Annotated in this window: 29 protein-coding genes; 17 read left to right on the forward strand and 12 right to left on the reverse strand. The window is 38.0% G+C overall.

Features of this window, described 5'->3' with window-relative positions; genetic code table 11:
• The first annotated feature begins 24 nt into the window (after positions 1-24).
• The 3 genes from MKY76_RS07270 to MKY76_RS07280 all read left to right on the forward strand — a co-directional run bounded on the left by MKY76_RS07270 (position 25) and on the right by MKY76_RS07280 (position 2,691).
• The gene (locus MKY76_RS07270) at positions 25-1,323 is read left to right on the forward strand and encodes a M48 family metallopeptidase (RefSeq protein ID WP_279629542.1); all 1,299 of its coding nucleotides are present in this window, start codon (positions 25-27) and stop codon (positions 1,321-1,323) included.
• 87 nt (positions 1,324-1,410) lie between these two features.
• On the forward strand, positions 1,411-2,229 hold the full coding sequence (locus MKY76_RS07275) for a YitT family protein (RefSeq protein ID WP_004232517.1): 819 nt from the start codon (positions 1,411-1,413) through the stop codon (positions 2,227-2,229).
• 81 nt (positions 2,230-2,310) lie between these two features.
• Positions 2,311-2,691: an MmcQ/YjbR family DNA-binding protein gene (locus tag MKY76_RS07280; protein WP_048389704.1), complete on the forward strand. Its 381-nt coding sequence runs from the start codon at positions 2,311-2,313 to the stop codon at positions 2,689-2,691.
• 39 nt (positions 2,692-2,730) lie between these two features.
• On the opposite strand, the gene MKY76_RS07285 is transcribed toward MKY76_RS07280, so the two are convergent.
• The 6 genes from MKY76_RS07285 to MKY76_RS07310 all read right to left on the reverse strand — a co-directional run bounded on the left by MKY76_RS07285 (position 2,731) and on the right by MKY76_RS07310 (position 6,636).
• Positions 2,731-3,072, reverse strand: a complete 342-nt coding sequence (locus tag MKY76_RS07285) for a GIY-YIG nuclease family protein (protein WP_342557606.1) — start codon at positions 3,070-3,072, stop codon at positions 2,731-2,733.
• Positions 3,073-3,090: 18 nt separating this feature from the next.
• Entirely contained in the window at positions 3,091-3,846 is a 756-nt protein-coding gene (locus MKY76_RS07290; RefSeq protein ID WP_313871680.1) for a DUF2087 domain-containing protein, read from the reverse strand.
• A gap of 135 nt (positions 3,847-3,981) precedes the next feature.
• Positions 3,982-4,857, reverse strand: coding sequence for an ABC transporter permease (locus MKY76_RS07295; protein WP_342557607.1), 876 nt, complete (start codon positions 4,855-4,857; stop codon positions 3,982-3,984).
• Positions 4,857-5,777 (reverse strand): ABC transporter ATP-binding protein, encoded by a 921-nt coding sequence (locus MKY76_RS07300; protein WP_115673454.1) that lies wholly within the window; start codon positions 5,775-5,777, stop codon positions 4,857-4,859. Before MKY76_RS07300 ends, MKY76_RS07295 begins: the two co-directional genes overlap by 1 nt.
• Before the next feature lie 6 nt (positions 5,778-5,783).
• Positions 5,784-6,185 carry a DUF3021 domain-containing protein gene (locus tag MKY76_RS07305; RefSeq protein WP_048389711.1) on the reverse strand — a complete coding sequence of 134 codons (402 nt, stop codon included), beginning with the start codon at positions 6,183-6,185 and terminating at the stop codon, positions 5,784-5,786.
• A 1-nt stretch (position 6,186) separates the two neighbouring features.
• A complete protein-coding gene (locus MKY76_RS07310) occupies positions 6,187-6,636 on the reverse strand; it encodes a LytTR family DNA-binding domain-containing protein (RefSeq protein WP_048389715.1) in 450 nt (149 codons plus the stop codon).
• A gap of 205 nt (positions 6,637-6,841) precedes the next feature.
• Between MKY76_RS07310 and MKY76_RS07315 the strand changes: the two genes are divergently transcribed.
• The 5 genes from MKY76_RS07315 (at position 6,842) to MKY76_RS07335 (ending at position 11,939) form a co-directional block, all read left to right on the forward strand.
• The gene (locus MKY76_RS07315) at positions 6,842-7,870 is read left to right on the forward strand and encodes an AbrB family transcriptional regulator (RefSeq protein WP_342557608.1); all 1,029 of its coding nucleotides are present in this window, start codon (positions 6,842-6,844) and stop codon (positions 7,868-7,870) included.
• 155 nt (positions 7,871-8,025) lie between these two features.
• Positions 8,026-8,166, forward strand: a complete 141-nt coding sequence (locus MKY76_RS07320) for an RAxF-45 family protein (RefSeq protein WP_004232534.1) — start codon at positions 8,026-8,028, stop codon at positions 8,164-8,166.
• Positions 8,167-8,270: 104 nt separating this feature from the next.
• Complete coding sequence (gene abc-f / locus MKY76_RS07325; protein ID WP_342557609.1) at positions 8,271-10,070, forward strand: ABC-F type ribosomal protection protein; 1,800 nt, start codon at positions 8,271-8,273, stop codon at positions 10,068-10,070.
• Positions 10,063-10,854, forward strand: coding sequence for a GNAT family N-acetyltransferase (locus MKY76_RS07330; RefSeq protein ID WP_054550693.1), 792 nt, complete (start codon positions 10,063-10,065; stop codon positions 10,852-10,854). Before abc-f ends, MKY76_RS07330 begins: the two co-directional genes overlap by 8 nt.
• Positions 10,855-11,204: 350 nt before the next feature.
• Positions 11,205-11,939 carry a hypothetical protein gene (locus MKY76_RS07335; protein WP_048389726.1) on the forward strand — a complete coding sequence of 245 codons (735 nt, stop codon included), beginning with the start codon at positions 11,205-11,207 and terminating at the stop codon, positions 11,937-11,939.
• A 126-nt stretch (positions 11,940-12,065) separates the two neighbouring features.
• On the opposite strand, the gene MKY76_RS07340 is transcribed toward MKY76_RS07335, so the two are convergent.
• Positions 12,066-12,443 carry a hypothetical protein gene (locus MKY76_RS07340; protein WP_066037601.1) on the reverse strand — a complete coding sequence of 126 codons (378 nt, stop codon included), beginning with the start codon at positions 12,441-12,443 and terminating at the stop codon, positions 12,066-12,068.
• A gap of 154 nt (positions 12,444-12,597) precedes the next feature.
• Between MKY76_RS07340 and MKY76_RS07345 the strand changes: the two genes are divergently transcribed.
• Positions 12,598-13,128, forward strand: a complete 531-nt coding sequence (locus tag MKY76_RS07345; protein ID WP_004232545.1) for a hypothetical protein — start codon at positions 12,598-12,600, stop codon at positions 13,126-13,128.
• Between the two features lie 15 nt (positions 13,129-13,143).
• Positions 13,144-14,688, forward strand: coding sequence for a flotillin family protein (locus MKY76_RS07350; protein ID WP_004232547.1), 1,545 nt, complete (start codon positions 13,144-13,146; stop codon positions 14,686-14,688).
• A 37-nt stretch (positions 14,689-14,725) separates the two neighbouring features.
• Here the strand turns inward: MKY76_RS07350 and MKY76_RS07355 are convergent, their stop codons facing one another.
• Positions 14,726-15,271 carry a GNAT family protein gene (locus MKY76_RS07355; protein WP_103117709.1) on the reverse strand — a complete coding sequence of 182 codons (546 nt, stop codon included), beginning with the start codon at positions 15,269-15,271 and terminating at the stop codon, positions 14,726-14,728.
• Positions 15,272-15,288: 17 nt separating this feature from the next.
• On the reverse strand, positions 15,289-16,113 hold the full coding sequence (locus tag MKY76_RS07360) for a methyl-accepting chemotaxis protein (RefSeq protein ID WP_048389774.1): 825 nt from the start codon (positions 16,111-16,113) through the stop codon (positions 15,289-15,291).
• Between the two features lie 298 nt (positions 16,114-16,411).
• On the opposite strand from MKY76_RS07360, the gene MKY76_RS07365 reads away from it, so the two are divergent.
• Both MKY76_RS07365 and MKY76_RS07370 read left to right on the forward strand, forming a co-directional pair.
• Positions 16,412-17,611: an MFS transporter gene (locus MKY76_RS07365; protein ID WP_066037603.1), complete on the forward strand. Its 1,200-nt coding sequence runs from the start codon at positions 16,412-16,414 to the stop codon at positions 17,609-17,611.
• 14 nt (positions 17,612-17,625) lie between these two features.
• Positions 17,626-18,354: a sulfite exporter TauE/SafE family protein gene (locus tag MKY76_RS07370; RefSeq protein ID WP_103117710.1), complete on the forward strand. Its 729-nt coding sequence runs from the start codon at positions 17,626-17,628 to the stop codon at positions 18,352-18,354.
• Between the two features lie 52 nt (positions 18,355-18,406).
• Here MKY76_RS07370 and MKY76_RS07375 read toward each other — a convergent pair whose 3' ends face one another.
• The 3 genes from MKY76_RS07375 to MKY76_RS07385 all read right to left on the reverse strand — a co-directional run bounded on the left by MKY76_RS07375 (position 18,407) and on the right by MKY76_RS07385 (position 20,333).
• Positions 18,407-19,189 (reverse strand): SDR family oxidoreductase, encoded by a 783-nt coding sequence (locus MKY76_RS07375; protein ID WP_004232559.1) that lies wholly within the window; start codon positions 19,187-19,189, stop codon positions 18,407-18,409.
• A gap of 164 nt (positions 19,190-19,353) precedes the next feature.
• Positions 19,354-19,947: a hypothetical protein gene (locus tag MKY76_RS07380; RefSeq protein WP_048389781.1), complete on the reverse strand. Its 594-nt coding sequence runs from the start codon at positions 19,945-19,947 to the stop codon at positions 19,354-19,356.
• 137 nt (positions 19,948-20,084) lie between these two features.
• A complete protein-coding gene (locus MKY76_RS07385) occupies positions 20,085-20,333 on the reverse strand; it encodes a ferredoxin (protein ID WP_004232564.1) in 249 nt (82 codons plus the stop codon).
• A gap of 106 nt (positions 20,334-20,439) precedes the next feature.
• Between MKY76_RS07385 and MKY76_RS07390 the strand changes: the two genes are divergently transcribed.
• The 5 genes from MKY76_RS07390 to MKY76_RS07410 all read left to right on the forward strand — a co-directional run bounded on the left by MKY76_RS07390 (position 20,440) and on the right by MKY76_RS07410 (position 25,715).
• Positions 20,440-21,471, forward strand: a complete 1,032-nt coding sequence (locus MKY76_RS07390; RefSeq protein WP_342557610.1) for a helix-turn-helix domain-containing protein — start codon at positions 20,440-20,442, stop codon at positions 21,469-21,471.
• Positions 21,472-22,914: an ATP-dependent DNA helicase RecQ gene (locus MKY76_RS07395; RefSeq protein WP_342557611.1), complete on the forward strand. Its 1,443-nt coding sequence runs from the start codon at positions 21,472-21,474 to the stop codon at positions 22,912-22,914.
• Positions 22,915-23,000: 86 nt separating this feature from the next.
• Positions 23,001-23,735, forward strand: a complete 735-nt coding sequence (locus tag MKY76_RS07400; protein WP_257961436.1) for a LysM peptidoglycan-binding domain-containing protein — start codon at positions 23,001-23,003, stop codon at positions 23,733-23,735.
• 143 nt (positions 23,736-23,878) lie between these two features.
• The gene (locus tag MKY76_RS07405) at positions 23,879-24,637 is read left to right on the forward strand and encodes a metallophosphoesterase (protein WP_103117713.1); all 759 of its coding nucleotides are present in this window, start codon (positions 23,879-23,881) and stop codon (positions 24,635-24,637) included.
• Positions 24,638-24,749: 112 nt separating this feature from the next.
• The gene (locus MKY76_RS07410) at positions 24,750-25,715 is read left to right on the forward strand and encodes a YpdA family putative bacillithiol disulfide reductase (protein ID WP_342557612.1); all 966 of its coding nucleotides are present in this window, start codon (positions 24,750-24,752) and stop codon (positions 25,713-25,715) included.
• Positions 25,716-25,773: the final 58 nt, after the last annotated feature.

Genomic DNA, 25,773 nt, shown 5'->3' on the forward strand with positions numbered 1-25,773 from the left:
TGGGTGATATGAGGGGGAAATAACATAGCGAAAAAAATGGGCATTGTTACACTACTACTTTTCGGTGTTTACGTGCTTTGTATGTACTGGTATATTTTCCACAGCGGTGGTGGTAAAATACCAAGTGCCTTACAAGGAACGGCGGCAGATCCAGTGATGTTTATGTCTGGCAAGGAACTTTTTTTAAGTGGTGAATATTCAAAAATACGGAACTTTGTATTCTTTGTAGCCACACCTTTAGAATGGCTTATTTACTTCTTGATTTTACTATTGGGTGTATCTCGTTATTTCGAAAAAGTGACGACCTCCCAAACGAAGTGGAAGCTATTGCAAAATGCGGGTTACTTATTCCTATTATCTTTATTGCTCTATATAGTGCTATTCCCGCTTGATTATTATCGCTATCATCTAAGCAAAAGCTATGGCATCAGTACACAAGCATTTGCATCTTGGATGAAGGATGGTGTCATTGATTTTTGGGTGAATTTTGGCACTAGCTTGATTATTGTTACGGTGATTTATTGGCTCATTAAAAAGAGCGAAAAAAGATGGTGGCTCTATGCTTGGCTTTTAACTATCCCCTTTACAATCTTTGTGATGTTCATTCAGCCAGTTGTCATTGATCCTTTGTACAATGATTTTTATCCACTAAAAAATAAAGAACTGGAAACAAAGATACTTTCACTTGCTACACAGGCCAATATTCCAGCAGAGCATGTTTATGAGGTCAACATGGCAGAAAAGACAAATGCTTTAAATGCTTATGTGACAGGAATTGGGAGCAATTCGAGAATTGTGCTATGGGATACTACATTAAATAGACTAACGGACAATGAAATTTTATTTATCATGGCACATGAAATGGGACATTATGTTGAAAAGCATATTTATTTTGGCATTGCAGGCTATTTATTCTTAATGTTAATAGGGCTATGGCTAACAGCGAAAATTATGCGTCGCTTGATTTCACGATATGGACAGGTTTTAAAAATTAATAAAATCAGTAGCATTCGTTCCTATCCATTATTTTTACTCATTACTTCTATTTTACTATTTGCTTCCAATCCAGTATCCAATTTTATATCGAGATATCAAGAAACGAGAGCCGATCAATATGCTATTAACCTTATGAATGATCGAGAAGCGGCTGTAACAGCATTTCAAAAGCTAACGATTTCAGGCTTAAGTGAAGTGAACCCGCCACTCTTAGTGAAGTGGTTCCGCTATACACATCCACCGATGCTTGAGCGAATCTATAAAGTTGCGGATACAGGGGAACATAAACAAAATATGCCTTTAAAGGAAGAACAGAAGAAAAAGTAAGAGGATAGGTTTTTCAGGAGTGTAAATTGGGTAGTCTATGACAAAGATGTATCAAAAATTGGTCGTTGATTGATAGGGGATAGCATTATGCGAAATGTGATTATAATTACACTTTCTTCCATTTTAGTGGCCTTTGCCTATAATTATTTATTGATTCCCCATGAAATCTTGAGTGGTGGGTTGAGTGGTATTGCCATCATGCTTGGGATTATTACCCCTTTAAATACAGGCGTGTTAAATTTACTGCTTAACCTGCCTTTACTGATTTTAGGTGTGATGAAGCTCGGCAAGCGATTTATTAGCTACACCATTCTTTCGGTGGCTGTGTTGTCAGTGAGTTTATATATTATTCCAATACACAAAGCGACACAAGAGCCAATCCTCGCGTCCTTATTTGGTGGTGTTATTGTAGGGTTTGCAATGGGCATGATTTTCCGAGCAGCTGGCTCCTCAGGGGGCTTTGATATAATTGCTATGCTACTTAGCCGGAAACGTGATTTTCCGCTCGGTACGTTAATTGCCGCTATGAATGGAATCGTAGTGGCTGCTTCTGGCTTTGTCTTTAGCTGGGATGCGGCGTTGTTAACCCTTGTGTCCATTTATGCAACTGGAAAAGTAGTGGATACAATTCATACAAGCCATATTAAATTAACGTTGATGATTATTACGAGTAAAGGGGACGAGGTCAAACAGCAACTATTAGAAAAGCTACATCGTGGAGTAACGATTATCGATGCAAAGGGAGCGTATTCAGGCGAGGGTCGGAAAGTATTAATTACTGTTATTACGCGTTACCAACTAGCTGATGTGAAAAGCACGATTAAGGAGACTGATCCAAAGTCGTTTGTGAATATTTTACAGACGACGGAAGTAATCGGAATGTTTGACCGTGGTACAACTAAATAATGCTATTCTCTACACACGTTTTAGGTTATACTTACCATAATCGAACGTGTGTTTTTATTTGAGGGGACGGGGATTGTAAAGATGGAAAAAGAAATAATTCATGCTTACTGTATACAGCTTCATGGAACAACGTATGACTATCAAGAGGAGTGGCAAGCAGATCGCTATCATATCGGTGGAAAAATGTATGCCATGCTTGGAGGAAATAGAACAGGTAAGCCTGTTCTTACATTGAAATGTGAGCCTTCTCGAGCGGAGGAATTACGAGAAGCCTATGCAAGCATTATACCTGGTTACTATATGAATAAAACCCATTGGAATTCCATTTATATGGATGCTGAGGATGTCCCGATGGATTTAGTAGAGAATCTTATTAAGCATTCGTATGAACTTGTTTTCAATAAACTAACGAAGAAAGCACAGCAGGAAATTCAATTGATTGGCAACCCTTCAAACAAGTAATGAATAGCGCATTTACCTTTTTGGCAAATGCGCTAATGACTAATTATAACCATACTCACCATAAGGCTTTAGTGTCTCAAGCCATTTTTGCTCCAGCTTTTCGAGCTCTTTTTTTTCATCGAAATAGCCTTCTTCTTTTTTCTTTAAATACTCAACGATTTTCACCTCGAAAGCATCTTGACCAAATGAATTGTAGTCCGCTTGAAGCTCCTTGTTCGTATGTGTATTCGTTTTGAGCATAAACTGAAAACCATTTAAACGCTTCAAATTATTAAAGCTACCGACAAATACTTTATTTGTTTGTGTATTCGTCATTGTAAAAACGCCCGCTTCAATTTTCATGTCCTTATACATTTCTTTTAACTCTTTTTTATGATCCATTTTTATTAACCTACTTTCTTATTTTTTTACCCAATAGGCACTGCCATCTGCTTTCCGGTCAAGAAAACCGTATTCAATTAAGTAACGACGTATGTGTACATAGTCTTCATACATCGGTTTAATCACTTCATTTAATTCTTTTTCAGTATAATGCTTTTCTTGGTCAAAAAGATTTGCAATTGCACGCAGCACTACAATTTTCTGTTTTTCGCGCTTTGGAAAGCGAACCAGTTCCTTGCCAACACCGTTTGGAAATAGCTTCTCTAATAATTGCTGTTCTTCCGTGAGGGTTACGTTATAGCGATCGTCGACCATAGTAGCTGTTTTATGAATAGGCACAAATGGTTCCTCCTTCTGATCTTGTTCTTTTAGTAACTCCATCATCACCATCAATGTTTTGGCTTGGCGTTCCTTTTCTTTTAAAGCAAAACGGTGATGGCGAATCGTTGTGGCACTGCCAATCTCTAATTCTTCTTTTATCTCCTGATCTGATTTTCCCTCATAAAATAAGCGTAAAATATGACTTTGATGTTCTGTTAAGCCTGTCATTTTTTTATTGAGACCGTTTAAATAATGAAAAACAGAATGGTGAGCCAATGTAATATGGTGTTGCATCATTTTCTCTGCTTCATATAATAAGCCCTCTTGAGGATAAATAATGCCTTTTTCTATTTTTTCACCGCATAGTAGGCAGGTGAAGTGTGTCGCTTGATCGATATATCCCTTTTTTAGATCATCGATAGGAGCTTGCCAAAATAATTCATTTACATCCATTGCAATCCCTCCTTGATAAAACAAACGAATTCTAAATTTGTTTGTTATTTAATATTTAAAATAACAAAATGTTTGTATTAAAGCAATAAAAAACACATCGTATTCTAAACGATGTGTAAAATGGTTGGCTCATATTTAGTTATACTTTCTCTTAAATAAGATCATAGATGCTAGAGAAAGAACTACAATTGTACATACAATCACAATTAGACTTGTTGTGGAGCTAAGTATATGTCCATTTAGTTCATAAACAATGCCATAATTCATTTCATAATCTTCCACATAAGAAACGGGCACACCATCAAAAACATTTGCAATAGAACTCTCCATAAATGCATTGCGTAATAATAGTGTTGTATGGCTAATTGGAAAGTACATGATTATATGTTGTGCAAAGCTTGGTAGAGCTCCAAGAGGTACATAAACACCACATAAAAATCCAAGTAATGTACCAACAATTGTGCCGAGTGTTGAGAAAGCATTTTGGGTCGACACAAATAACGAAAGAAATAAATTAAAAACACTCGCAAGCAAGACAGATAAAAACAGTATGCTCAATACCTGAATAAAATCCCCAAAACTTAGAATCTTACCTCCCGTTGTGATAATAAAGATTTCACAGCCAAGGAGCGCAATAAAGGAAAAAATACAGCCGATAATAAATGCATTGAGCACATAGCTCAACTGAATAGTTGCACGAGAAAGGGGAGCTGTTAAAAAGTCGGCTTGTACTTTGGATTCTTGGTCTTTAACAGCGATACCATAGGCACCAAGTGTAGTCGAAACAGCAATCATGGATAGTAAACCTGCTACTAGCCACTCATTGACCATGGTGATCAATTCAGGTGTAGCTTCTGTTAGTTGTTCAATGGCATCTACCTGCATTTTTTGGAGAAAGACAGCGTACAACACAATGACAATAATGACTGACAGTAGGGAGAAGAACACCTGTGTTTTATCCCGTCTAAATATTTTGTTATTACGCAGAACTAAACTAATTAATGCTTCCACTACGCAACCTCCTCCTCTGCCATAATATGAAGAAAGACATCATCCATTGATCCTTTAATGACTTCGAAGGAGGCGATAAGTGGCTCAGCTTTTTTTAAAAGGGGAAGTGCTTGTAAGGTAGACGTTAAACGGATGGTGTATATCCCTTGATTCTCTGTGTAGGAGATCGCATTTTCCTCAAGAAACTTCACACCCTCCTGTGCATTTTGAAAAACGAGAGCCATTGAATCATAGGCATATTTTGTTTTTAGTGCATCGGGCGTTCCCTGTGCAACAATTTTACCTTGCTTTAAGACAGTGACTTGGTGAGCGACTGCCGCTTCCTCCATATAGTGGGTCGTTAAAAAAACAGTCATATTGGTTTCCAGTTGAAGTTGTTTAATCGCCTGCCAAACAAATTGACGTGTTTGTGGATCTAAACCCGTTGTAGGTTCATCCAGAAATAAAATACTTGGACGATGAATCAGTGCACGAGCAATATCTGCTCGCCTTTTTTGTCCCCCTGATAATGTTCCATATTTTTTCTCTTCAATATCCTCTAAATGCAAATAGGTAGAAACAAATTGATAGTTATCGGTAAGCTGTGCTTTCGATAAACCATATGTTTTACCTCGATGGAGGATATTTTCACGTACAGTTAATCGCTCATCTAATAGACTTTGCTGGAAAACGACACCAATAGATTTACGGATATCCGCGTTATCATTGCTTGCGTCGAGTGTGAAACCATTAATAGTTACTTGACCACTCGATTTTTTTAGTAAAGTACAAAGTATTTCAATCGTTGTAGATTTACCTGCACCGTTTTCACCTAAAAAAGCGAATAGGGTGCCTTGTTCGACTGTAAAAGAAATACCTTTGACAGCTTGCTGTTCTCCATACTGTTTACATAAATTTTCAACTTTTATCGCAAACGTCATAAGTGGTTAATCCCTTCTCTTTTGAATTTCTTTATTGATTTTTTCAATATCATTTAATTGAAGAACATATAGAATACACCAAACAATCAAGTAAATAATGGCTTCCGCAATAAGTACATACCATACACCTGAATCAAACCAGCTACCAAAATAGCCTGCGGTTAGTACACATGCTGTCACCGCTACTAAATGGAGAAGAAGCTGAACTGTAAAAGGCAATTGCTCCATATCAAAAATGACGGATAGCAAACCAATGGCAATGCCAAGAATGGCCGCGATCACAATTTGCTCCAATAATTCTGTTCCTGAGGCCACCGCATTATTTGATAGGACGCTAAGTGTCACTAAGACATAAGAGGAGCTAAGGGAAATGAGTAGACCGATAATCATCATGCGTAAATACTTCATGCTATGAATCCCTCCCAATACCTAAGTGTCTCTTTAATTCTTTTAAATATTTTCGGCTGACATGAATGGCTACGTCATTTTCAAGTAATAGCTGTGTAGTGCCGATTTTGCCCATTTGAATAGAGGATATTTTATGGATATTGACGAGTGTAGACTTACTCACGCGTACAAAATCTTTGGCTAGCTGAGCCTCAAGCTCATATAATTTTCGCTTGGACTCAAACTCTTGCTCATCTGTCTGTAAAAATACTTTGGCATCCTCTGCGTAAATGGAATAAATATCGGAAATTTTTAAGAGATGAATTTCTTGTTGGTCATACCCATCTAGCATCGTAGTTTGGGATGCTTGAAGCTGTCTCATCAATCTTTCAATTTGCTCATTATATTCCTTGGCATGGATATGAACCTCAGTTTCCTCGAGCTCATGATTGATGGTTAAATGAATTTTCATAGGAGGCCTCCTTTAAAAACGCTGAATCAGGTATTACTAATGTAGCATAGAAAATTTTAGCAAGGATAAATTGTTCGATAAGAGGTTTTATTTGTTGGATAACAGGTTCTTTTTCAACGATAGCAAACAGCTCAAAAGTCGGTCCAGTAGAAAAAGCGGTTTATAAAGGTCATAATAGGCTTATCGAGTTGAAGGGGTTGCTACCATGTTTATTTTTGATAAGCATATGTTCATCACATTATGCATTGGTTTAATAGGTGCTGTAGTTTTTCAATTTTTCCATATACCGATGCCTTGGCTGTTAGGAGCGATTACAGCGGTGCTCATCGTGCAGCTATCCACCAACGTCCAATTAAAATGGCATCATTCTTTCCGCAATTTTGGTTTAGTCGTAGCAGGTTATTCTATCGGCTATGCCTTTACACCAGAAGCTGTACAGGACATCAAGCTTTTTTTAGGAAGCATGGTCGTGTTAAATATCATATTTATTTTGTTGTTTTTTGCGGTAAGTTTCCTTGTTGCCAAGCGTACAGATTTAGATTTTGCGACTGCCTTAACGTGTTGTGTTCCTGGGGGCATGTCGCAGGTTGTGGCATTTGCGGAAGAGCAACAAGAGATGGATATGGTGGTCATCACATTCTTTCAAATCCTTCGCGTTCTTTTAATCGTTGGCTTTGTTCCTTTAATGGTGGCAGGGGCAGGTGGCAATAGTTCTATGATTGATGGAACATACACATGGAACCTTGTTAGCATACTTGTGGTATGTGGTGGCGCAGGGTGGCTAGCACAAAAGCTAAAAATTCCAACAGGCTATATGCTAGGCCCAGTGTTTTTACTAATGGGCGTTAATATGGCAGGGATAGAAGTGCCAAAATTACCATTATCGCTTCTGCATATTGCCCAACTCATGCTAGGAATTTATATTGGATTATTATTAAAAAAAGAGGATTTACATTTATCGAAGAAGCATATCTTTTATGCGTTTGTTTCGGCGGGCATTTTTATTGGGGCAGCCTATGGTTTAACATTTGTGATGGCAGCGTTGTACAGCCTTGATTTTAGGACAAGCTTTTTAAGTATTGTTCCTGGTGGTCTTGATCAAATGGGGATTATTGCCGCTTCGGTCCATGCAAATGTCACGATTGTCACGGCCTTTCAGCTTTTTCGTGTACTAGTTGTCTCGATTTTTCTGGTGCCTGTGGTAAAAGTATTTGTAAGAAAAGTGAAAACATGATGGGGCTATGAATCAACCTCTCATGTTTTTCTTTGTGCGAATTTCGATCAAATAGAACTTTTGAATAATGATAAATGAACGTTAAATTTTCCCTTTCCAAATAATCCGAATAATGTTATGATAGCCATAACTACTATGAACGGAGGTGAGAAGGAATGAATAAAAACGCTACGAAAACATGTGTAAAAGTGGATACGGCTATGTATTTTGCACGTGTGATTACTTTCGATTTTGCGAACAACGGGATAGGTCTGTCCATTTTTAAGCAAAATCAAATAACAAACGTAGCGAATTAACCATTCTTTTTCACACATTTAATTGAGAAGAGGACTGCTTGTTAATGAGCAGTCTTTTTTGTGTTCTAAAGATGTTTTCGCACGTTTCATTGGAGGAAAAAACGATGCAAATGAAAGCTGAACAAATTCAAAAAATTATGGGTGGCAATATATTATTCGAGAACTTACAGCTAGAGGTAAATAGTGGTGAACATGTGGCGATTGTTGGTGTAAATGGCAGTGGAAAAACGACTTTATTACAACTGCTTGCAGGGGTAGAGATACCTGACAAGGGACGAATAATTAAAAGTAAAGAAGCGACGATTGGCTATTTACATCAGATTCCACATTATCCACTCCATGCTGTGAAAGAAGTGCTGGAGGAAGCATTTGCGGATATTTATGCAATAAAGGCAAAAATGACAGCACTTGAGCAAGAGATGCAGACGACGGTCACGGATAAAATATTACTACAATATGGCCAATTGCAGGAGCAATTTATGCTATTAGGGGGCTATGAAGTAGATGCACAGCTAGCAATGATTGCAAATGGACTAGGTATTTCAGATATGCTAGAGCAGCCATTTAGTAGTTTAAGTGGTGGGGAAAAAACAAAGGTTATGCTTGGACAAATTTTATTGAAAAAGCCCTCTATTTTGTTATTGGATGAACCAACGAACCATCTGGATATGCAAGCTATTGAGTGGCTTGAACATTATGTGCGAAACTTTGAGGGGATTGTCATTGTCGTATCCCATGATCGTCAATTCATGAATCAAGTAGCCCAGAAGATTATTGAAATTGAGGATGGGGAGGCTTTTACGTATAACGGCCATTATGATGCCTTTATAGCACAAAAAGAAGCAAAAATTGAGCAACAGTTTGCAAATTATGAAGAGCAACAAAAGAAAATTAAAAAGATGCAAGAAACAATTAAACGATTAAAGCAGTGGGCAAATGAGGCGAATCCACCAAACGCATCTATGCATCGACGTGCAAAGAGTATGGAAAAAGCATTAGCACGTATCGAGCGAGTAAAGAAGCCCCTCACTAAAAAGAAAATGAATTTAGCTTTAACGATGGCTGAACGCAGTGGTAAAGAGGTCGTGCTTTTGCAAGCCATTGATCATGGCTTTGATAAGCCTTTATTGAAGGAAAGCAATCTAGCTATTTATTTTGGCGAAAGATTAGCGATTGTTGGGAGCAATGGTAGTGGAAAATCAACATTATTAAAAATGATATTAGGGGAAATCATTCCTAATCAGGGAGTGTGTCAGATTGGAAGTAATGTGAAATTTGGATACCTTTCCCAGCAATTTGAACATCCAAATCCTGCTATACGATTAATTGATGCCTTTCGTGAAAGTGTCGCCGTGTCAGAGGCGGAAGCTCGCCATATACTCGCACGATTTTTGTTCTATGGCTATGATGTCTTTAAAAAAGTGAAGGACTTAAGTGGTGGAGAAAAAATGCGTCTTCGTTTAGCACAATTAATGCATGAGGATATCAATGTCTTAATCTTAGATGAGCCAACGAATCATTTAGATATTGAAGCAAGAGAAGTATTGGAAGAGACACTGGAATCCTTTGAAGGCACGATTATTGGGGTGTCACATGACCGCTATTTCTTACAGAAAATTTTTACGAAAACGGCGTGGATTGAAAACCAGACTATTCAAGTTTTTGAGGGAGATTATGAGTGGGCTAGAGAAAAACGACAGGAACTTGCAATGAAAATGGTTGAAAAACAACCAGTAAATAAAACGCAGCCACCTAAAAAAGAATTACCGATTGAACAGCAAATTGAAAAATTAGAGACAAAACTACAACAACCATCGCTTGCTAAAGAACAACGGCAGAAGCTTGAACTTCAATTAGAAAATTTATATGAAAGATGGTTAGAGGGGGGCACAGAGCATGTTTAATTTAGAACGCATTATGCAGCTTGATATAGAGTATGTGAAGAGCTTCAGTGAAGTGGAGGTTTGTAAGGAGGGGGTCTTATTTTACAATCAGGCTATCCCGACCTATTACGATGCAAATCATGCACAGATTTGGAGAAAGATTGAGCAACCTGACTTATTTTTACACGACATCAAAGATTTCTACCAATCAAAATCTCTGATCCCACGGATTTATTTATATAATCTAGAACAAAATCAGCTATGTATAGAGGCATTAGAGACGCACGGCTTTCAATATGAGCATTTTGTTAATGAAATTCAGTACTGGGATGGTGAATATGCGATACTTCCACCTAATCCTGCCATTCAAATTGAGCGTGTAACGGATGCAAATATGGAGGAAGCATTAGCAGTAGAAATGAGCATTTCTGCATTTGGGGAGCCTTCATTAATAAAAAAGGCATTTGAACAAACTTATCATTCTTCACATTTTACGTATTATCTACTAAGACTAGATGGGGTGGCGTGCTGCTCAGCAAATATTTTTGTGTCAGAAAATCAAGGTAGGATTGAAAGTGTTGCAACAACTGAAAGCTATCGTGGTCGTGGTTTAATCGGCTATATGCTGCAGCATATCCAACAGCAATCAGTCAAGCTGGGATTGGACGATCTTTGGATATTACCAATTAGTGAACAGGTTGCCAAAGTCTATGAGAAGGCAAATTTTAAATCGGTGGGCTCCATTGCATCGATTCATGCGTTTACTGAAGGGAAGAGCATTCAAGATATCCGCCAACAGGCTTAAATAGCTACACATAAAGATCGCCAAATTCCTGTAGTGCTTACAAGGAACTTGGCGATTTTTTAGAACTGTACTTGTCAATTTTGATTACAGGTTGTTTTAATGAAGGGATGCTTTAAAATATAATCAGCAAAAATCATTTCCTGCTCCTGTAGAACGATAGCTGCTCATTACGACATCAAATTCCTAGAATGAAAACTAGTAAAATCCTGAATAGTATCGACTATTCGGGATTTTTGTTTTATTGTTAAAAAGAAGGATTTTCAATTATTAAAAGTTTTTTACTTGAAAAAATGTCGTATTCGATTTATTGTCTTTAGAGATACTTGTTTAATGGACTTGGAGGATATGAAATGCACGGAATTTATATACGCTATAATGTCTCAGATGAAACCCAAGCAGCACAATGGCCCAAAAAAATGGATGCATTTGCGTATGTTCAACGAGAAAAACCACAACAAGACAATGATAACTTGCTGTCAAAAGAAGAGCTAAAAAACCATGCCATTCGCTATATTAAAAGCTTGAAAGACAATGCAAGTGTCCATTTAGTAGAGCAGCGCAACGGTGAAATTGAACATTTTGATCGACGCTACATGGAGTCATTAAAGTTAAAGGAAAGCATCGATTCCCAACTTATTAATCTAGAAGAAATACGCTTATTATTGCAATTAATGAATGTCTTGAATTTATCCCATGCTTTTGGAGAAAATGCTGGCAAGCTACTTCGTCAAATAACGCCATATGCCAAAGAGGTAGAACATCCAACATTCCAAACAACACGCGTTGAGCGCCATTTTTATTCGGAGCTAATTGAACAAATTGAAATGGTTTACGCACGAATTATGCGTCAGCACAACCCATCGACAACGGAAATGCAACAATCAGAAAAGCTCTGGACAACTGTCTGTGAGCAAGCAATAGAAAAAGTAGAAGCACGAATCGAACGTTTATCATCTATTAAGTTAAAGCATGAGAAAAATTTACTAGAGTTTAGTCACTTAAAACAGCAAAATATCGAAGCGAAGGAACGCTTAGATCTAGCTGTCCATGAACTGGATGCCATTTTAAATGTATTAGAATCATAAGAAAAGCATGTCTCTGTCAAAATCAGAGACATGCTTTTTATGTTGTCGTCGGATAGAGGGACAAAAGTGACGGTAAGCAGTGCGAAAGTGGTGGAAAGCTTTGTAAGATTGACGGATAGCTGTGCTTTACTTCGCTTTCTCCTCTGTTTGATCCCGCTTAGTTTGGCGTGAAAGGCGGATTAAATCCAATCCAAGAAGCACAACAATGATATAAAATAGAGGACTTGTGAACGATAGGCCAATTTGTGATTGACCACCAAGTAATGTTAAAACAATCCATAATCCAACTGTATACAATGTTAATCCGATATAAGCCTTTTTGGATAATCTTTTATATCTACCCTTGTCGAAGGCTAGCTGAATGATGACAAGCCCAACTAATATAAGCAATATTATTTTTTTAGTCAGCATCGCAGCAATAGCTGTATCAGGGAAGAAATCATTAACGAATAATAACGTGAAAAATACTAGAATTATAAAATTTAAGATTGTCGAAAGCTTCATGCCATTTCTCCTTAGTTGTCAGAATACTTTTCTATTGTAACATGGTTCTAATGAAAGCAAAAAATAATACTTTAAAGAAGAGTTTGAAAAATTTTGAAACTTTTCCTGAGGTACATCCGTATAGTAGGTAATATGATGAAAAGGGGTGAGCAACTTGACGCTATTTGGCTATTCACTCGAGCAGATCTTTTTGGTGGTTTTGATTTTCGCTGGCCTTGCCACAGTATTGGTTATGTTTTTTGGTGATGCAGTCGAAGGTATTGGGGAAGGACTACCCATTTTTAATCCGAGTGTCATTCTATCTTTCATTACGTTGATGTCAGCAGCAGGTTTTATTTTAGAAAAACTAGCCTGGTTCTCTAGCGTTTGGAACATCATTGCTGCATGTATCATCGGTGCTATTTTAAGTTCCATCTTTTATTTATTTGTTCTCGTTCCGCTACGTTCCGCTGATGTTTCTTTAGCTTACACAGAGGAATCGCTAGGCGGGCAATTAGGAAGAGTTATTGTGCCAATTCCAGTAGATGGTTTTGGCGAGGTTGTTATCGAAACGACAAGTGGCATGATTTCAAAACGCGCAACGGGCTATGATAATGAAGCCATTGACTATGATGAAACCGTACTTGTTGTGGATGTGAAGGACGGAACACTTTTTGTTAGAACGTACGAGAAAAAATTTGTTTAAAGGAGAGATATGTCTATGTCAACCGATATCTTAATTGTTTTAGGAATTGTAGCATTTGTATTAATTGCCCTAGTCGGCTTATATGTGACAAAGTATCGTACGGCGGGTCCTGATGAAGCACTGATTGTGACAGGTAGCTATCTCGGCTCTAAAAATGTACATAAGGATGAGTCGGGGAATCGCATTAAAATCATTCGTGGGGGCGGTACATTTGTATTCCCTATTTTCCAACAAGCACAGCCGTTAAGCTTACTTTCTAGTAAACTAGAAGTGACAACGCCTGAGGTGTATACAGAGCAAGGTGTTCCTGTTATGGCAGATGGTACAGCCATTATTAAAATTGGCGGTTCCATTTCAGAAATTGCGACAGCAGCAGAGCAGTTTTTAGGCAAGCAAAAAGCAGAGCGCGAAGGGGAAGCACGTGAAGTATTAGAAGGTCATTTACGTTCCATTTTAGGATCTATGACGGTTGAAGAAATCTACAAAAACCGCGATAAATTCTCACAGGAAGTTCAACGTGTTGCTTCACAAGATTTAGCAAAGATGGGTCTTGTCATTGTATCCTTCACGATCAAGGATGTACGAGATAAAAATGGCTATTTAGACTCACTAGGGAAACCGAGAATCGCACAGGTAAAGCGAGATGCTGATATTGCGACAGCAGATGCAGAAAAAGAAACACGTATTAAACGTGCAGAAGCGTCTAAGGAAGCACAAAAGGCAGAACTAGAGCGTGCGACGGAAATTGCAGAAGCAGAAAAAGAAAATCAATTAAAAGTAGCTGAGTTCCGACGTGAGCAGGATATTGCCAAAGCGCGTGCTGACCAAGCGTATGAGCTTGAAACTGCTCGTGCTAAGCAGGAAGTAACGGAGCAAGAAATGCAAATTCGCATTATCGAGCGTCAAAAGCAAATTGAATTAGAAGAAAAAGAGATTTTACGTAGAGAAAAGCAATATGACTCTGAGGTTAAAAAGAAAGCAGATGCAGATCGCTATGCAGTGGAGCAAAATGCTGCAGCCGAAAAAATGCGTGAGCTTGCACAGGCTGATGCGGAAAAATATCGTATTGAATCATTAGCAAAAGCAGAGGCAGAGAAAATTCGTTTGGATGGTCTTGCCAAAGCTGATGCAGAGCGAGCACAAGGGGAGACGGAGGCTGATATCATTCGTCTACGTGGTCTGGCTGAAGCTGAAGCTAAACGTAAGATTGCCGAAGCCTTTGAATACTATGGTCAAGCAGCTGTACTGGATATGGTTGTACGCATGATGCCAGAGTATGCAAAAGAGCTTGCAAGTCCACTTGGCAATATCGATAAGATTACAGTGGTCGATACTGGTGGTGGAGAGGGAAGTGGTGCGAATAAGGTGACATCTTACGCAACCAATTTAATGTCTACACTTCAAGAAACATTAAAAGAAACTTCTGGTCTCGATGTAAAAGAGCTGATCGAGAGCTATGCTGGGAAGCACACATTGCGTCCAGAATTAGAGCAGATTGCTTTAGGACTTGAAAAAAAGCAAGCACCTGAAGAAACGAAAGAAGCGGTAGAACAATCCTAACAAAAAACGACCTGATGATCTCATCAGGTCGTTTTTTTTATAGTTGTTGCTGCCATTCACTTACAAGCATGCCATAAATAACGTGATTTACATAATGATCGTAGAGCCATTCTGCAGCTCGAATGGTTCCTTCTTGCATGAATCCAAGACGTTCTGGGATTGCGCGACTTTTGTGATTGGCTTCAGCAACACGAATTTCAACTTTATGAAGCTTCAATGTTTCAAAGGCATATTGCAATAAAGCTTTTACCGTTTTCGTCATGATGCCATGTCCTTGTGCTCCTTCGCTCAACCAATAGCCAATAGTGCCGATTTTATTGCTCGGGTTAATCGCGTTAAAGCCTGCAATGCCAACAATTTCATTTTTAAAGAGAATGACTAGGGAGAGGCTACTGTTCGCTTCATGGCCCTTAATACAGCCCTCAATATAGGCTTTTGTATCCGCCAGTTCTTTTGTGAAATCTAGCCATGGTAGCCATTCTTTCAGATATTCCCTCGAGGCATCCGTTAATGCAAAAACCTTCTCTGCATCTTCAGGTGCGATCATCCGTAAAGCTAAATCTTGGTTTATGGTAATTTGCATTATTGTTCACCTCATTATTATTTTAACGCATTGTGCATAAAGCCTTTCATTTCTCGGCTAAGTAAAGTTAATTCTTCTATAATTTCGCTGAAATCCTGTACGAGCTGTGCTTGCTCATTTGTTGCATCATTGATTTGTCCCATATTTTGCTTTAGATTATCTAGATTTCTATTGATATTCCGTAATGATGATTCTATATTTTCGGTAGCACTAGACGTCTCAAAGGACAGTTTTCGAACTTCCTGTGCCACAATATTAAAGCCAGCGCCGTGCTGTCCAGCACGTGCAGCCTCGATGGATGCGTTTAAACCTAGTAAATTAGTTTGGCGAGATATACTTTTAATTAAATCTGTCACGGCATTTGTTTTTTCAGAGTCCTCTAGGGCATGCTGTGCCTGCTTATTAATTTCCTCACTAGTGGCTGCTAATTCCTCAGAATGGGAAGCGATTGTATGTACTTTATCCTGTAGACTGTTGACGATCTTATCCATCGTAGCCATATAATCTTCAAGTTTGAGTTCATTATCTATTGGTAAGCCAAAAGCTAATGCACCTACTACTTGACCATTTTCACGAATGGGGAATGAAAAAGCATTGATTGCTACACCGTAAACATCCTCTGGTATCACCACATCTGCATTTTGTCCATTAAAGGCGATGAAAACATTTTGGTCATTGGCGTTAACTTTTTGTCCATCATGGTAGCCGGAATCCACACGTTTACCTGCTAAGTATTTAACGACTGTTTCATTTTCCTTTTCAACAACAGCTACAATGGCTTCTTGTTTTAGTGCTAGATGAATATAAGGTGTTGCGAGGGCTAAAGCTTCAATAATTTTCATAAAAATTCCTCCAAGTCTCGTCAATGAAAATGGTTGTGTCATCTGTCTTCATTGTGACAATGGTTCTAGATGATTACTTTTACTGTAGCACAATATTTGCCAAGTCAAAATAGCTATTTATTTTTTATTAAAAGACGTTTATATAAATTTGATATGCTTTTATTTGTCAATTATTTTTTGTGATTCATAGGTGGAAAAGTAGGTTTTTTTGTCTAAAATTTGACAAGGAGACGTGTGTTTTGCGAAATATTGTATTAGAATAATAGTAGCATGTGGAAGAAGTTAAGGAGAGAGTTTCATGGACTATATACAAAAGGGTACGAGGGCGTTTCATAAAGCGAATTGGGCCTTATTTTTAGCAGGCTTTATTACGTTTGCTAACCTATATGTAACGCAGCCATTACTACCAACATTTTCAGAAGCATTTCACGTCTCACCAGCTGTAGCAAGTTTATCTCTTTCAGTAACTACCTTTGCATTAGCGGTGAGTTTAATAATTGTCAGTTCGTTATCAGAAGCATGGGGAAGAAAATCATTGATGACGATTTCTATTTTTGCAGCTTCTGTCCTGACACTAGCTCTTGCATTTTCACCTAACTTTGAAACAATTTTAGTTTTACGTGTTGTACAAGGCATCGTTTTTGCAGGTTTACCAGCAATCGCTATGGCTTATTTGGGAGAAGAGATGGAACCAGGAAGCTTAGGGGTTGCCATGGGCTTATATATTAGCGGTAATTCAGTAGGGGGACTTAGTGGACGAGTTATTATTGGTACCTTAACGGACCATTATAACTGGCATACAGGCATGATGGTACTAGGAGGAATCAGCCTACTAGTTAGTTTATTGTTTGTCTGGATGTTACCAAGCTCCAAACATTTCAGTGCGCGACCTTTACAATTAAAAGCATTGACCAAAACCCTACTGCAACATTTAAGAGATCCTTCTATGCTGTGTCTTTATGGGATGGGGTTTCTTTTAATGGGAAGCTTTGTCACACTTTATAATTATATTGGCTTTAAACTAATGGCACCTCCCTATAATTTAAGTGCCACAATTGTAGGATGGATATTTGTCATTTATTTAGTTGGGACATTTAGCTCGGCATGGTTTGGCAGTTTAGCCGATCGTTATGGTCGCCAACGAATGCTCTTACTGGCCATTGCCATTATGTTAGCTGGAGCTATAGTAACGCTCAATGGGCTACTTACTTTAAAGATTATAGGGATAACCGTTTTTACCTTTGGCTTTTTTGCAGCTCATTCAATCGCAAGTGGCTGGGTGAGCAAACGAGCATCCCACGATAAAGCACAAGCATCTTCTCTCTATTTATTTTTCTATTATTTTGGTTCAAGTGTTGGAGGAACAGTAGGAGGCGTTTTTTGGATGAAATATGGGTGGATGGGTGTTATAGTGATGATTGCTCTGTTTTTATTCATTGCTTGTGTCCTATCATTTTTATTAAAAAGATTCATTGTTAGACAACGTATCACAACATGATGTGAGGTGTCATTTTGCAGGAATTACTTTTCTATTTTTTCATTATCCTAGCGGCTTCTATTTTACAAACCAGTACAGGTTTTGGTTTTTCCGTTATGGCTACGCCTTTTTTACTGTTGCTTTTTACACCACAAGAGGCGATGCAAATAAATATAATACTGTCCCTTGTTATTTCGTTTTCTCTCATATGGAAGGTGAGACATGATATTGATGTAGCGTTGCTTAAAAAGGTGATGATCGGTAGTGTTGCAGGTGCTCCTTTTGGTAGTATACTATTTGCCATAGTCGATGTGACGACATTTAAGCTGCTCATCGCTATCCTTCTTATAGGGCTTACGATTCTATTGATTAGAAATTTCTCTATTCAACAAACAAGGAGTAGAGATTATGGCGTTGGTTTTATATCAGGTATGTTCACAACAAGTATTGGGATGGCTGGACCACCACTGTTGCTCTATTTTGCGAGCACACATAGAAATAAAGAAACCATTAGAGCTGTTTCACTAGCCTACTATATATTTATCTATCTAATTAGCTTACTTTCTCAAGTCATTTTTGCGGGTACAAGTAAAATGGTTTGGATGTATAGTATGTATGCTTTGCCAATTGTTTTCTTAGGACTTATTTTTGGACAAATGCTATTTACGCGATTAAATCAAAAATTGTTTAAAATCTTAATTTATTTTCTATTAGTAGCAGCAGGCTTAATTTTGTTGATCCAAAGTTTATGGACAATGCTATAAACGACAAAAAGAAGTATGGAAGGATAATACATCCTCCCATACTTCTTTATTGTTAACCCATAATATTGTAGCCAGCGTCGATGTAGATCGTCTCACCAGTCACACCACGTGATAGGTGAGATAGCATAACAATCGTCATATCTGCTACTTCGTCTTGTTGAACATTACGTTTTAAAGGAGCTGTTTCTTCAATTTTGTGTAAAATTGTGTTAAAAGAAGGAACACCTTTTGCAGCGAGTGTACGAATAGCACCAGCTGAGATAGCATTGACGCGAATATTATCTTGGCCAATATCAGCAGCAAGATAGCGCATAGAAGCCTCTAATGCAGCTTTTGCAACGCCCATCACATTGTAGCCATCAAGTACTCGTTCTGCACCTAAGTAACTCATTGTAACGATAGAGCCACCCTCTGTCATGTATGGATGAGCTGCTTTTGCAGTGGAAATAAGTGAATAGGCACTTGTATCTTGTGCGAATGCATAGCCTTCTCGAGTTGTTTCAAGGAAGCGGTTGTGTAAATCTTCTGCATGCGCAAAAGCCACTGAATGTACAATCCCATGAATAACACCAACCTTTGAGCCGATTTCTTCAAAAGCTGCTTTTGTGCTGTCGTCACTATTCACATCACATTGAACAACAAGAGAATCGGATTGTCCGATATTTTCTAATTGTTTTTGTAATTTTTTTAATGAACGTTCTTGACGATACGTGAAGATGACATTTGCACCAACGTCAAATAAACGTTTAGCAATGCCCCAAGCAATACTGCGATCATTTGCTACGCCCATGACAACAATGTTCTTATCTTTTAATTGTAATAAATTATCCATCATTATGAAGAACTCCTTTGTGAGATAATATCTGTTATTAGTACCAACTACTAAAATCTTATCATACATAAAATAACGTTGCAATAACAAGATGAAAAGAGAAGTAGTTTAGAGAGCAAAAAAAATTCATCTCTTTACAGTAGAGACGAATTAAAAGGTGTGCTAATTTATTTTGTTACATAATGATCATACATATCTACTGCTCGATTAACGGCACTACTGACAGTGATTCTAAAGCAATTTTGTGACCGAATGACCTGTGCCAATATTTTGATTGCTCTTGTTTGATTTTTATGGAATAAAGCATTGTCTGTTTGAAAATCATCGTCTAAAAAGGCAAGATAATAAGGTATTCGATTTTGTGGTTTTAACAAATCAGATTCTGCACTTTTTTCAAGTGTATCGTACACCCATAAATCGATGGCATTTCCTAAGTGGAAGGCCGCAAAATACTGAAAATCATCATTCTCACATTCTTTTACTTTTTGAATTATTTGAATTTTTTGGAGCTCATCTAATAAGAATGTATTGATGGAATAATAGATGGCTTTAGAAGGATTTAGAATGAGCTCATCGGTCTGCTGCGATTTTAAGAAAACCCAGTTATTTAACACGTTTGCCCATGCGTCCACAGTATTCAAACATTTCGCACAAACATCTGGAAATATTGATTGCCACTTTGCAGCAAGATTTTTAAATCTATTCATATGGTCTTGATCAATATAAAATAAACTATGCTCAACTTGTAACTGCTCAAACATTCACATTCCTCCAATAGATTGGTATGTATAGCAATGGACCATATGCCTATTATCTTGATGCAAAAGATAGCCAATATTTTAATCAATAAGAAGGCATCCCCTGAAGGATGCCTTTTAAGATATACATCAACGGAAGACTATTCAAATTTTAATGAGTCACCATCGAATGTTTCATCTGCTACTTTGATAGAGTCTGTTGGACAACCTTCAAAAGCGTCTTGCATATCTTCCAATAGATCCTCTGGAACTTCAGCAGTTCCCATGTTATCATCTAAAATAACGAAGGCAATGCCTTCATCATCATAATCATAAATGTCTGGCGCTGCGGCTCCACATGCGCCACAAGCGATGCATGTATCTTTATCAACTATTGTGTATTTAGCCATTTTATTCTCTCCTTTAACGATGTTCCTACAAAGCTTCATACTCATTTTAAAGATGTTTATCTTACATTTCAACTTAAATACTATTAAATTGGAGGAATTTGCGTCAATGTTTCATCAAATTTTATTGCAAATCTTTCAAAAACTCAATAAAGAGCGGACGATTTCGGCTGCCTATCATGTCCTAAGAGGGAAGCGTTCAGGCCAGACGATTCAAGATATTGGTCTTTTTCAACTGCATCAATATTTTGGCCTCTTGCCAAAACTATCTCGTACTACATTTGATGAGGCTGTAAACTTATTTATGCAGAATAGTTGGTTAAATGTGCAGGAATCTGGTCATTTTTACATGGAAACGCTAGGATTACAACGTGCACAACAAACGCCAACCTTTTTCTTTGATGGTTGGCACTATCGGGGAAATGAGCATGTGTTTTTTGCGAGGCTCTCTCTCATTGTACAAAGTTTGTCACATCAAGCCGCAGCCGTTCGTACCTTTTCACCGATTAGTAGAGATACAATGATTCAAGCGTGGGTGCGAACTTTTTTACAGGCACATCATTATAAGGAAGGTCATTTACAGCAGCAATTATTGACAGAATGTAATCATGTGCTAACTATTCTCCCTGTGTCAGATGCAAGCAAACAGCTTGTTCTGTATCGTTTAAGTGGTTATCAATTACCAGGATGGACGTGGCAACAACTTGCAGATGAACGGAAGGAAACTGTACTGGATAGTCAATTAGCTTTTATTGAAACCCTACATATATTATTAAATGAAGTGCATCAAAAAATAGATGATTACCCATTGCTAGGGCATGTGGCAGAAGGGTTAAAAGTTAAAATATTGCTAACAGATTCTGCACAACAAACCGCACAATTATATGAACAAGGTTATTCGATGGAGCAAATTGTTCAAATGAGAAAACTAAAACAAAGTACAATTGAGGATCATTTTGTGGAATTAGCTATGTATGAACCGAACTTTTCTATTGGCCCATTCGTCTCCTATGATGAAGCTCAAAAAGTGTGGCAGGCATCGAAGCAGTATCAAACAAAAAAATTAAAAATATTACATGAAGCTTTAAACCATATGAGTTATTTTCAACTAAGGCTTGTCCTTGCGAAAGGAGAAGTATAAATGGAACTTGAACAATTATTGCATAAGCATTTTGGTTATTCATCATTTCGACCAGGACAGAAAGAAGTCATTGAGGCATTACTACAGGAACAAGATGTTATTGCCTTATTGCCAACAGGAATGGGAAAATCACTCTGCTACCAGCTACCAGCCTATACATTAGAGAAACCTGTACTAATTGTTTCACCATTACTCTCATTAATGCAGGATCAAGTAGAAGAGCTGAAGCGTTTTGGGGAAAAGAGGGTGGTAGCTTTAAATTCCTTTTTATCACTAACAGAGAAACGTTATGTATTACATTATTTAGAGCAATATCGTTTTATTTTTACTTCCCCAGAGATGCTGCTCCAGCAACAGGTACAAGAGAAATTGGCGCAGATGAAGCTAGGTTTAATCGTAGTAGATGAAGCGCATTGTATCTCACAATGGGGCTTTGATTTTCGACCAGATTATTTACGAATAGGTGACTGGCTATCGAGAGAAAATCGTCCGCCAATTTTGGCATTATCTGCTACGGCAACAAAGAAGGTTGTTCGAGATATACGGGAAACTTTATCTCTCAAAGCTCCATTCGAGTTTATGTATAATGTTGACCGCCCGAATATTCATTTAGGTCGTGTAGTAGTGGAGGATAAGGCTGATAAAGCTAGATGGCTCATGCACCATATTACGGAAACAGCAGGACCTGGTATTTTATATGTTTCCTCACGTAAACGTGCGCAACAATATAGCGAAGCCTTATTACAAGAGGGCGTTCGTGTTGCTGCATATCATGCGGGCTATGGGGTGGAGGACCGTCAATTTATTCAACAGCAATTTATAGCTGGTGAACTTGATTGGATTGTTGCAACAAACGCTTTTGGTATGGGCATTAATAAGCTTGATATACGGCAGGTCATTCATGAATCAATGCCTGCCAATATAGAGAATTATATGCAGGAGATTGGACGTGCAGGGCGGGATGGACACTCTGCACTTGCTATATTACTGTATGCTGAAGGTGATGAGGAGCTGGCTAAATTTGTTGTGACAGGCGATTTACCAACTTTACATCATGTTGACCGCTATCAGGAGCTGCTATCTCAGCAAATACAGCCCATCCAAATGCTGAAAAATGGGGAGTTAAGTGAGACAGCCTTCCGTGTGTTAGACTATTGGCTGCAACGAGAGTCTTCGGAACAAGTGAAGGTCCGATTAAATCATTTAGCACTAGAGAAATACAATGCAGTGAATGAAATGCTTCAAATCATACAGACAAAAGACTGTATTCGTGAACATTTAGTCGGGTATTTTGGGCAAAAATTGCAGAAAAAGCCGGAAAACTGTTGTGAAAATTGTGGAATCCATTATGATGTAATCAAGAAAGTACGCTTAAAAGAGAAAAAGAAAGTAGAAATGGCAACGTGGGAAAGTCGATTGCAACAACTATTAATGGGTAATTAGACTAAAACTGACGGTCATTTACTTTTTTCGTAATATTCGTCATAATAGAGATGATAGAAAGCGTAGTAAGGTTGGGGGAAAGGCGAATGAATAAAGAAGATTATCGCGATAAAATAGAAGAGCATCGTCAATCGTTTGAAGATGAGCAAAAAGAACAGCAATCCTTATCAAGAGTTTCCAGAATGAATAAAAACGGTAATAAAAACAAAAAGCCAAAAAATTCGAAACGTAAGACACCGTTAATGACGATTCTGTTTGTTATTTTTATCTTGATACCATTAACAATTCTTATTTATTTTTGGAAATTTTATGAACCAGGAAAAACGATTGAACAAGCCGAAAAGGATACAGCTGAACAGGTTGTCGAATTAGATCCTTCAGAAGCATCTGCGTCAGATAAAGACAAGGAAAAAGATAAGGGTCAAGACGCTCAGGGGGATAAGAAGGCTCAAGAGCAATCTCAAAAAGATGCTGATAAATTAGCAGCGGAGCAAAAAGCTGCTGAAGAAGCGAAAAAGGCTCAAGAGGCGAAAAAGGCAGAGGAAGCAAAAAAAGCCGAAGAAGCTCGAAAAGCTGAAGAAGCAAGAATAGCTCAACAACAAGCAGAGGCAGCAAGAAAAGCAGAAGAGGCTAGAAAAGCGGAAGAAGCAAAACAAAATGCTAAAGCAACGACACATACTGTAAAAGCAAATGAGAACTTATACCGAATTGCATTAAATCACTATGGCGATGGCAGTGAAGCGACTTTAGCTAAAATTCGTGCTGCTAATGGGATGTCCTCTAATACTGTAATGGTTGGGCAAGTCATTAAGTTACCTTAATAGAATTTTTTATCGTTATATAGGTTTTCTAGTATAAAATTACAGACAAACGTTCACACCAAAACGTACGTCTGATTTAGCAAAAAGGCGATTCGTTTTTTAAGAAGAATCGCCTTTTTGCTGTCGTAAGGAGAAGTGAGAAAATGCTATATTTAGGGCTATTTCTTTTGGTAGTCATCGCCCCTCCACTTTATATGTGGAAGGTGGCACATGAAAATAATGTATTGTCTCACCAGCTTTCATTACAGGGTGAACAGGAGAAGGTACGATTATTTTTTATTTCAGATGTTCATTTACGTAAAATAAGTAAGAAAATGATTGCACAGTTACAGGGACATCATTTTGATGCAGTAATTATTGGCGGTGATTTTGCGGATAGCCGTACACCGATTGATCGTATTCATGAAAATTTATCATTATTAACGTCCCTTGGACCAACCTATTTTATTTGGGGCAATAATGACAGAGAAATTGGGGAAGAAAGACTGAAGGACATTTTACAGGCATACCATGTTCAAATTATTGTCAATGATGCCGTACAGCTTCCGCTTAAAAATAGCTTTTGGTTAAGTGCTATTGAGGATACAACTGTTAAAGAATATAGTTTTGAAAAAGCTTTTGCAAAGATAGGAGATCAGGATTTAGTTGTTTTTATCGCCCATAATCCAGAGGTTTTTGCGAAAGTTCGGGCTAAATATCGTGCGGATTTAATGATGGGGGGACATTTACACGGAGGGCAAATCAGATTCGGTCCATATGGTGTTCATCCAAATGGTTCCTATCGTCGGCGTGATGGTGTCATGACTTTAGTAAGCAATGGCTATGGGACGACATTAGTACCTTTTCGATTTGGTGCAAAGCCCCAATGTCATATAATTGACATTGATATTTCGAGTAAATAAACAACCAAAACGTGTGAGAAGGCGTATAATAAAAAAGTATCGTCTATTCTATGAAATGTGAAAGCATGGAGCAGCAATTTTTGCTGTTCAAATTCGATTGGAGTGTCAAGAAATGCAGCAAGCAGATGCAATTATTGTTGGAGGAGGCCCATGCGGCTTAGCAGCAGCAATAGCTTTGCAAAATATTGGTTTACAACCTATTGTGATTGAAAAAGGAAATATCGTCAATGCCATCTATCATTACCCTACACATCAAACATTTTTTAGTACGAGTGAACGGTTAGCCATTGGTGATGTACCATTTATTATTGAAGGACGTAAGCCGAAACGCAATCAAGCCCTTGTCTACTATCGAGAGGTCGTCCGTTTAAAAAATATACAAGTTAATCGCTTCGAAAAAGTACAAAGTGTTGTAAAAAATAATGATTTGTTCACGGTTACCTCCGATAAGGAAATATATGAAACGCCCTATGTTGTCATTGCAACAGGTTATTATGATCATCCGAATTATTTAAATATCCATGGTGAGCAGTTACCTAAAGTTTTCCATTACTTTAAAGAGGGCCATGAATTTTTTGATACGGATGTTCTAGTTATAGGCGGCAAAAATTCAGCGATAGATGCCGCGTTAGAATTAAATAAAGCCGGGGCTCGTGTAACCGTAGCCTATCGTGGCAGCGAATACTCTCCAAGCATCAAGCCATGGGTATTGCCCGAATTTGAAGGGGTAGTCAAAACTGGAGAAGTTGACATGCTTTTTAATACAAATGTATTGGAAATACGTGAGCACGAAGTTGTTTTAGAAGTAGAGGGCCAAGAGAAAATAGTAAAAAATGATTTCGTTTTTGCTATGACTGGCTATCATCCTGATCACTCCTTTATTAAAGCGATGGGAGTGGACATAGAGGAAGAAACGGGTCGTCCTTATGTTACGCCTGAAACGATGGAAACCAATGTTGAAGGACTATTCATTGCAGGTGTTATTGCAGCAGGAAATAATGCCAATGAAATTTTTATTGAAAATGGTCGTTTCCATGGCGAATGTATCGCTCAAACTATTGAGCAGAGAAAAAAATAACGATCGAGGCTGTATAGGCATGTAGCTTATACAGCCTTTTTAGCAAGGAGGCAGCTCA

It is taken from the genome of Lysinibacillus sp. FSL P4-0201 (assembly GCF_038593425.1).
GTDB lineage: Bacteria > Bacillota > Bacilli > Bacillales_A > Planococcaceae > Lysinibacillus > Lysinibacillus capsici.

Coding starts and splice junctions, on each gene's coding strand:
- MKY76_RS07340 (WP_066037601.1), bottom strand. CDS start 12,443: ATGAAGCTTTCGACAATCTTAAATTTTATAATTCTAGTATTTTTCACG.
- MKY76_RS07375 (WP_004232559.1), bottom strand. CDS start 19,189: ATGATGGATAATTTATTACAATTAAAAGATAAGAACATTGTTGTCATG.
- MKY76_RS07275 (WP_004232517.1), top strand. CDS start 1,411: ATGCGAAATGTGATTATAATTACACTTTCTTCCATTTTAGTGGCCTTT.
- MKY76_RS07355 (WP_103117709.1), bottom strand. CDS start 15,271: ATGCAAATTACCATAAACCAAGATTTAGCTTTACGGATGATCGCACCT.
- MKY76_RS07305 (WP_048389711.1), bottom strand. CDS start 6,185: ATGAAGTATTTACGCATGATGATTATCGGTCTACTCATTTCCCTTAGC.
- MKY76_RS07330 (WP_054550693.1), top strand. CDS start 10,063: ATGTTTAATTTAGAACGCATTATGCAGCTTGATATAGAGTATGTGAAG.
- MKY76_RS07360 (WP_048389774.1), bottom strand. CDS start 16,113: ATGAAAATTATTGAAGCTTTAGCCCTCGCAACACCTTATATTCATCTA.
- MKY76_RS07335 (WP_048389726.1), top strand. CDS start 11,205: ATGCACGGAATTTATATACGCTATAATGTCTCAGATGAAACCCAAGCA.
- MKY76_RS07350 (WP_004232547.1), top strand. CDS start 13,144: ATGTCAACCGATATCTTAATTGTTTTAGGAATTGTAGCATTTGTATTA.
- MKY76_RS07320 (WP_004232534.1), top strand. CDS start 8,026: ATGAATAAAAACGCTACGAAAACATGTGTAAAAGTGGATACGGCTATG.
- MKY76_RS07280 (WP_048389704.1), top strand. CDS start 2,311: ATGGAAAAAGAAATAATTCATGCTTACTGTATACAGCTTCATGGAACA.
- MKY76_RS07405 (WP_103117713.1), top strand. CDS start 23,879: ATGCTATATTTAGGGCTATTTCTTTTGGTAGTCATCGCCCCTCCACTT.
- MKY76_RS07400 (WP_257961436.1), top strand. CDS start 23,001: ATGAATAAAGAAGATTATCGCGATAAAATAGAAGAGCATCGTCAATCG.
- MKY76_RS07300 (WP_115673454.1), bottom strand. CDS start 5,777: ATGACGTTTGCGATAAAAGTTGAAAATTTATGTAAACAGTATGGAGAA.
- MKY76_RS07395 (WP_342557611.1), top strand. CDS start 21,472: ATGGAACTTGAACAATTATTGCATAAGCATTTTGGTTATTCATCATTT.
- MKY76_RS07285 (WP_342557606.1), bottom strand. CDS start 3,072: ATGGATCATAAAAAAGAGTTAAAAGAAATGTATAAGGACATGAAAATT.
- MKY76_RS07315 (WP_342557608.1), top strand. CDS start 6,842: ATGTTTATTTTTGATAAGCATATGTTCATCACATTATGCATTGGTTTA.
- MKY76_RS07290 (WP_313871680.1), bottom strand. CDS start 3,846: ATGGATGTAAATGAATTATTTTGGCAAGCTCCTATCGATGATCTAAAA.
- MKY76_RS07310 (WP_048389715.1), bottom strand. CDS start 6,636: ATGAAAATTCATTTAACCATCAATCATGAGCTCGAGGAAACTGAGGTT.
- MKY76_RS07410 (WP_342557612.1), top strand. CDS start 24,750: ATGCAGCAAGCAGATGCAATTATTGTTGGAGGAGGCCCATGCGGCTTA.
- MKY76_RS07380 (WP_048389781.1), bottom strand. CDS start 19,947: ATGTTTGAGCAGTTACAAGTTGAGCATAGTTTATTTTATATTGATCAA.
- MKY76_RS07385 (WP_004232564.1), bottom strand. CDS start 20,333: ATGGCTAAATACACAATAGTTGATAAAGATACATGCATCGCTTGTGGC.
- abc-f (WP_342557609.1), top strand. CDS start 8,271: ATGCAAATGAAAGCTGAACAAATTCAAAAAATTATGGGTGGCAATATA.
- MKY76_RS07365 (WP_066037603.1), top strand. CDS start 16,412: ATGGACTATATACAAAAGGGTACGAGGGCGTTTCATAAAGCGAATTGG.
- MKY76_RS07390 (WP_342557610.1), top strand. CDS start 20,440: ATGTTTCATCAAATTTTATTGCAAATCTTTCAAAAACTCAATAAAGAG.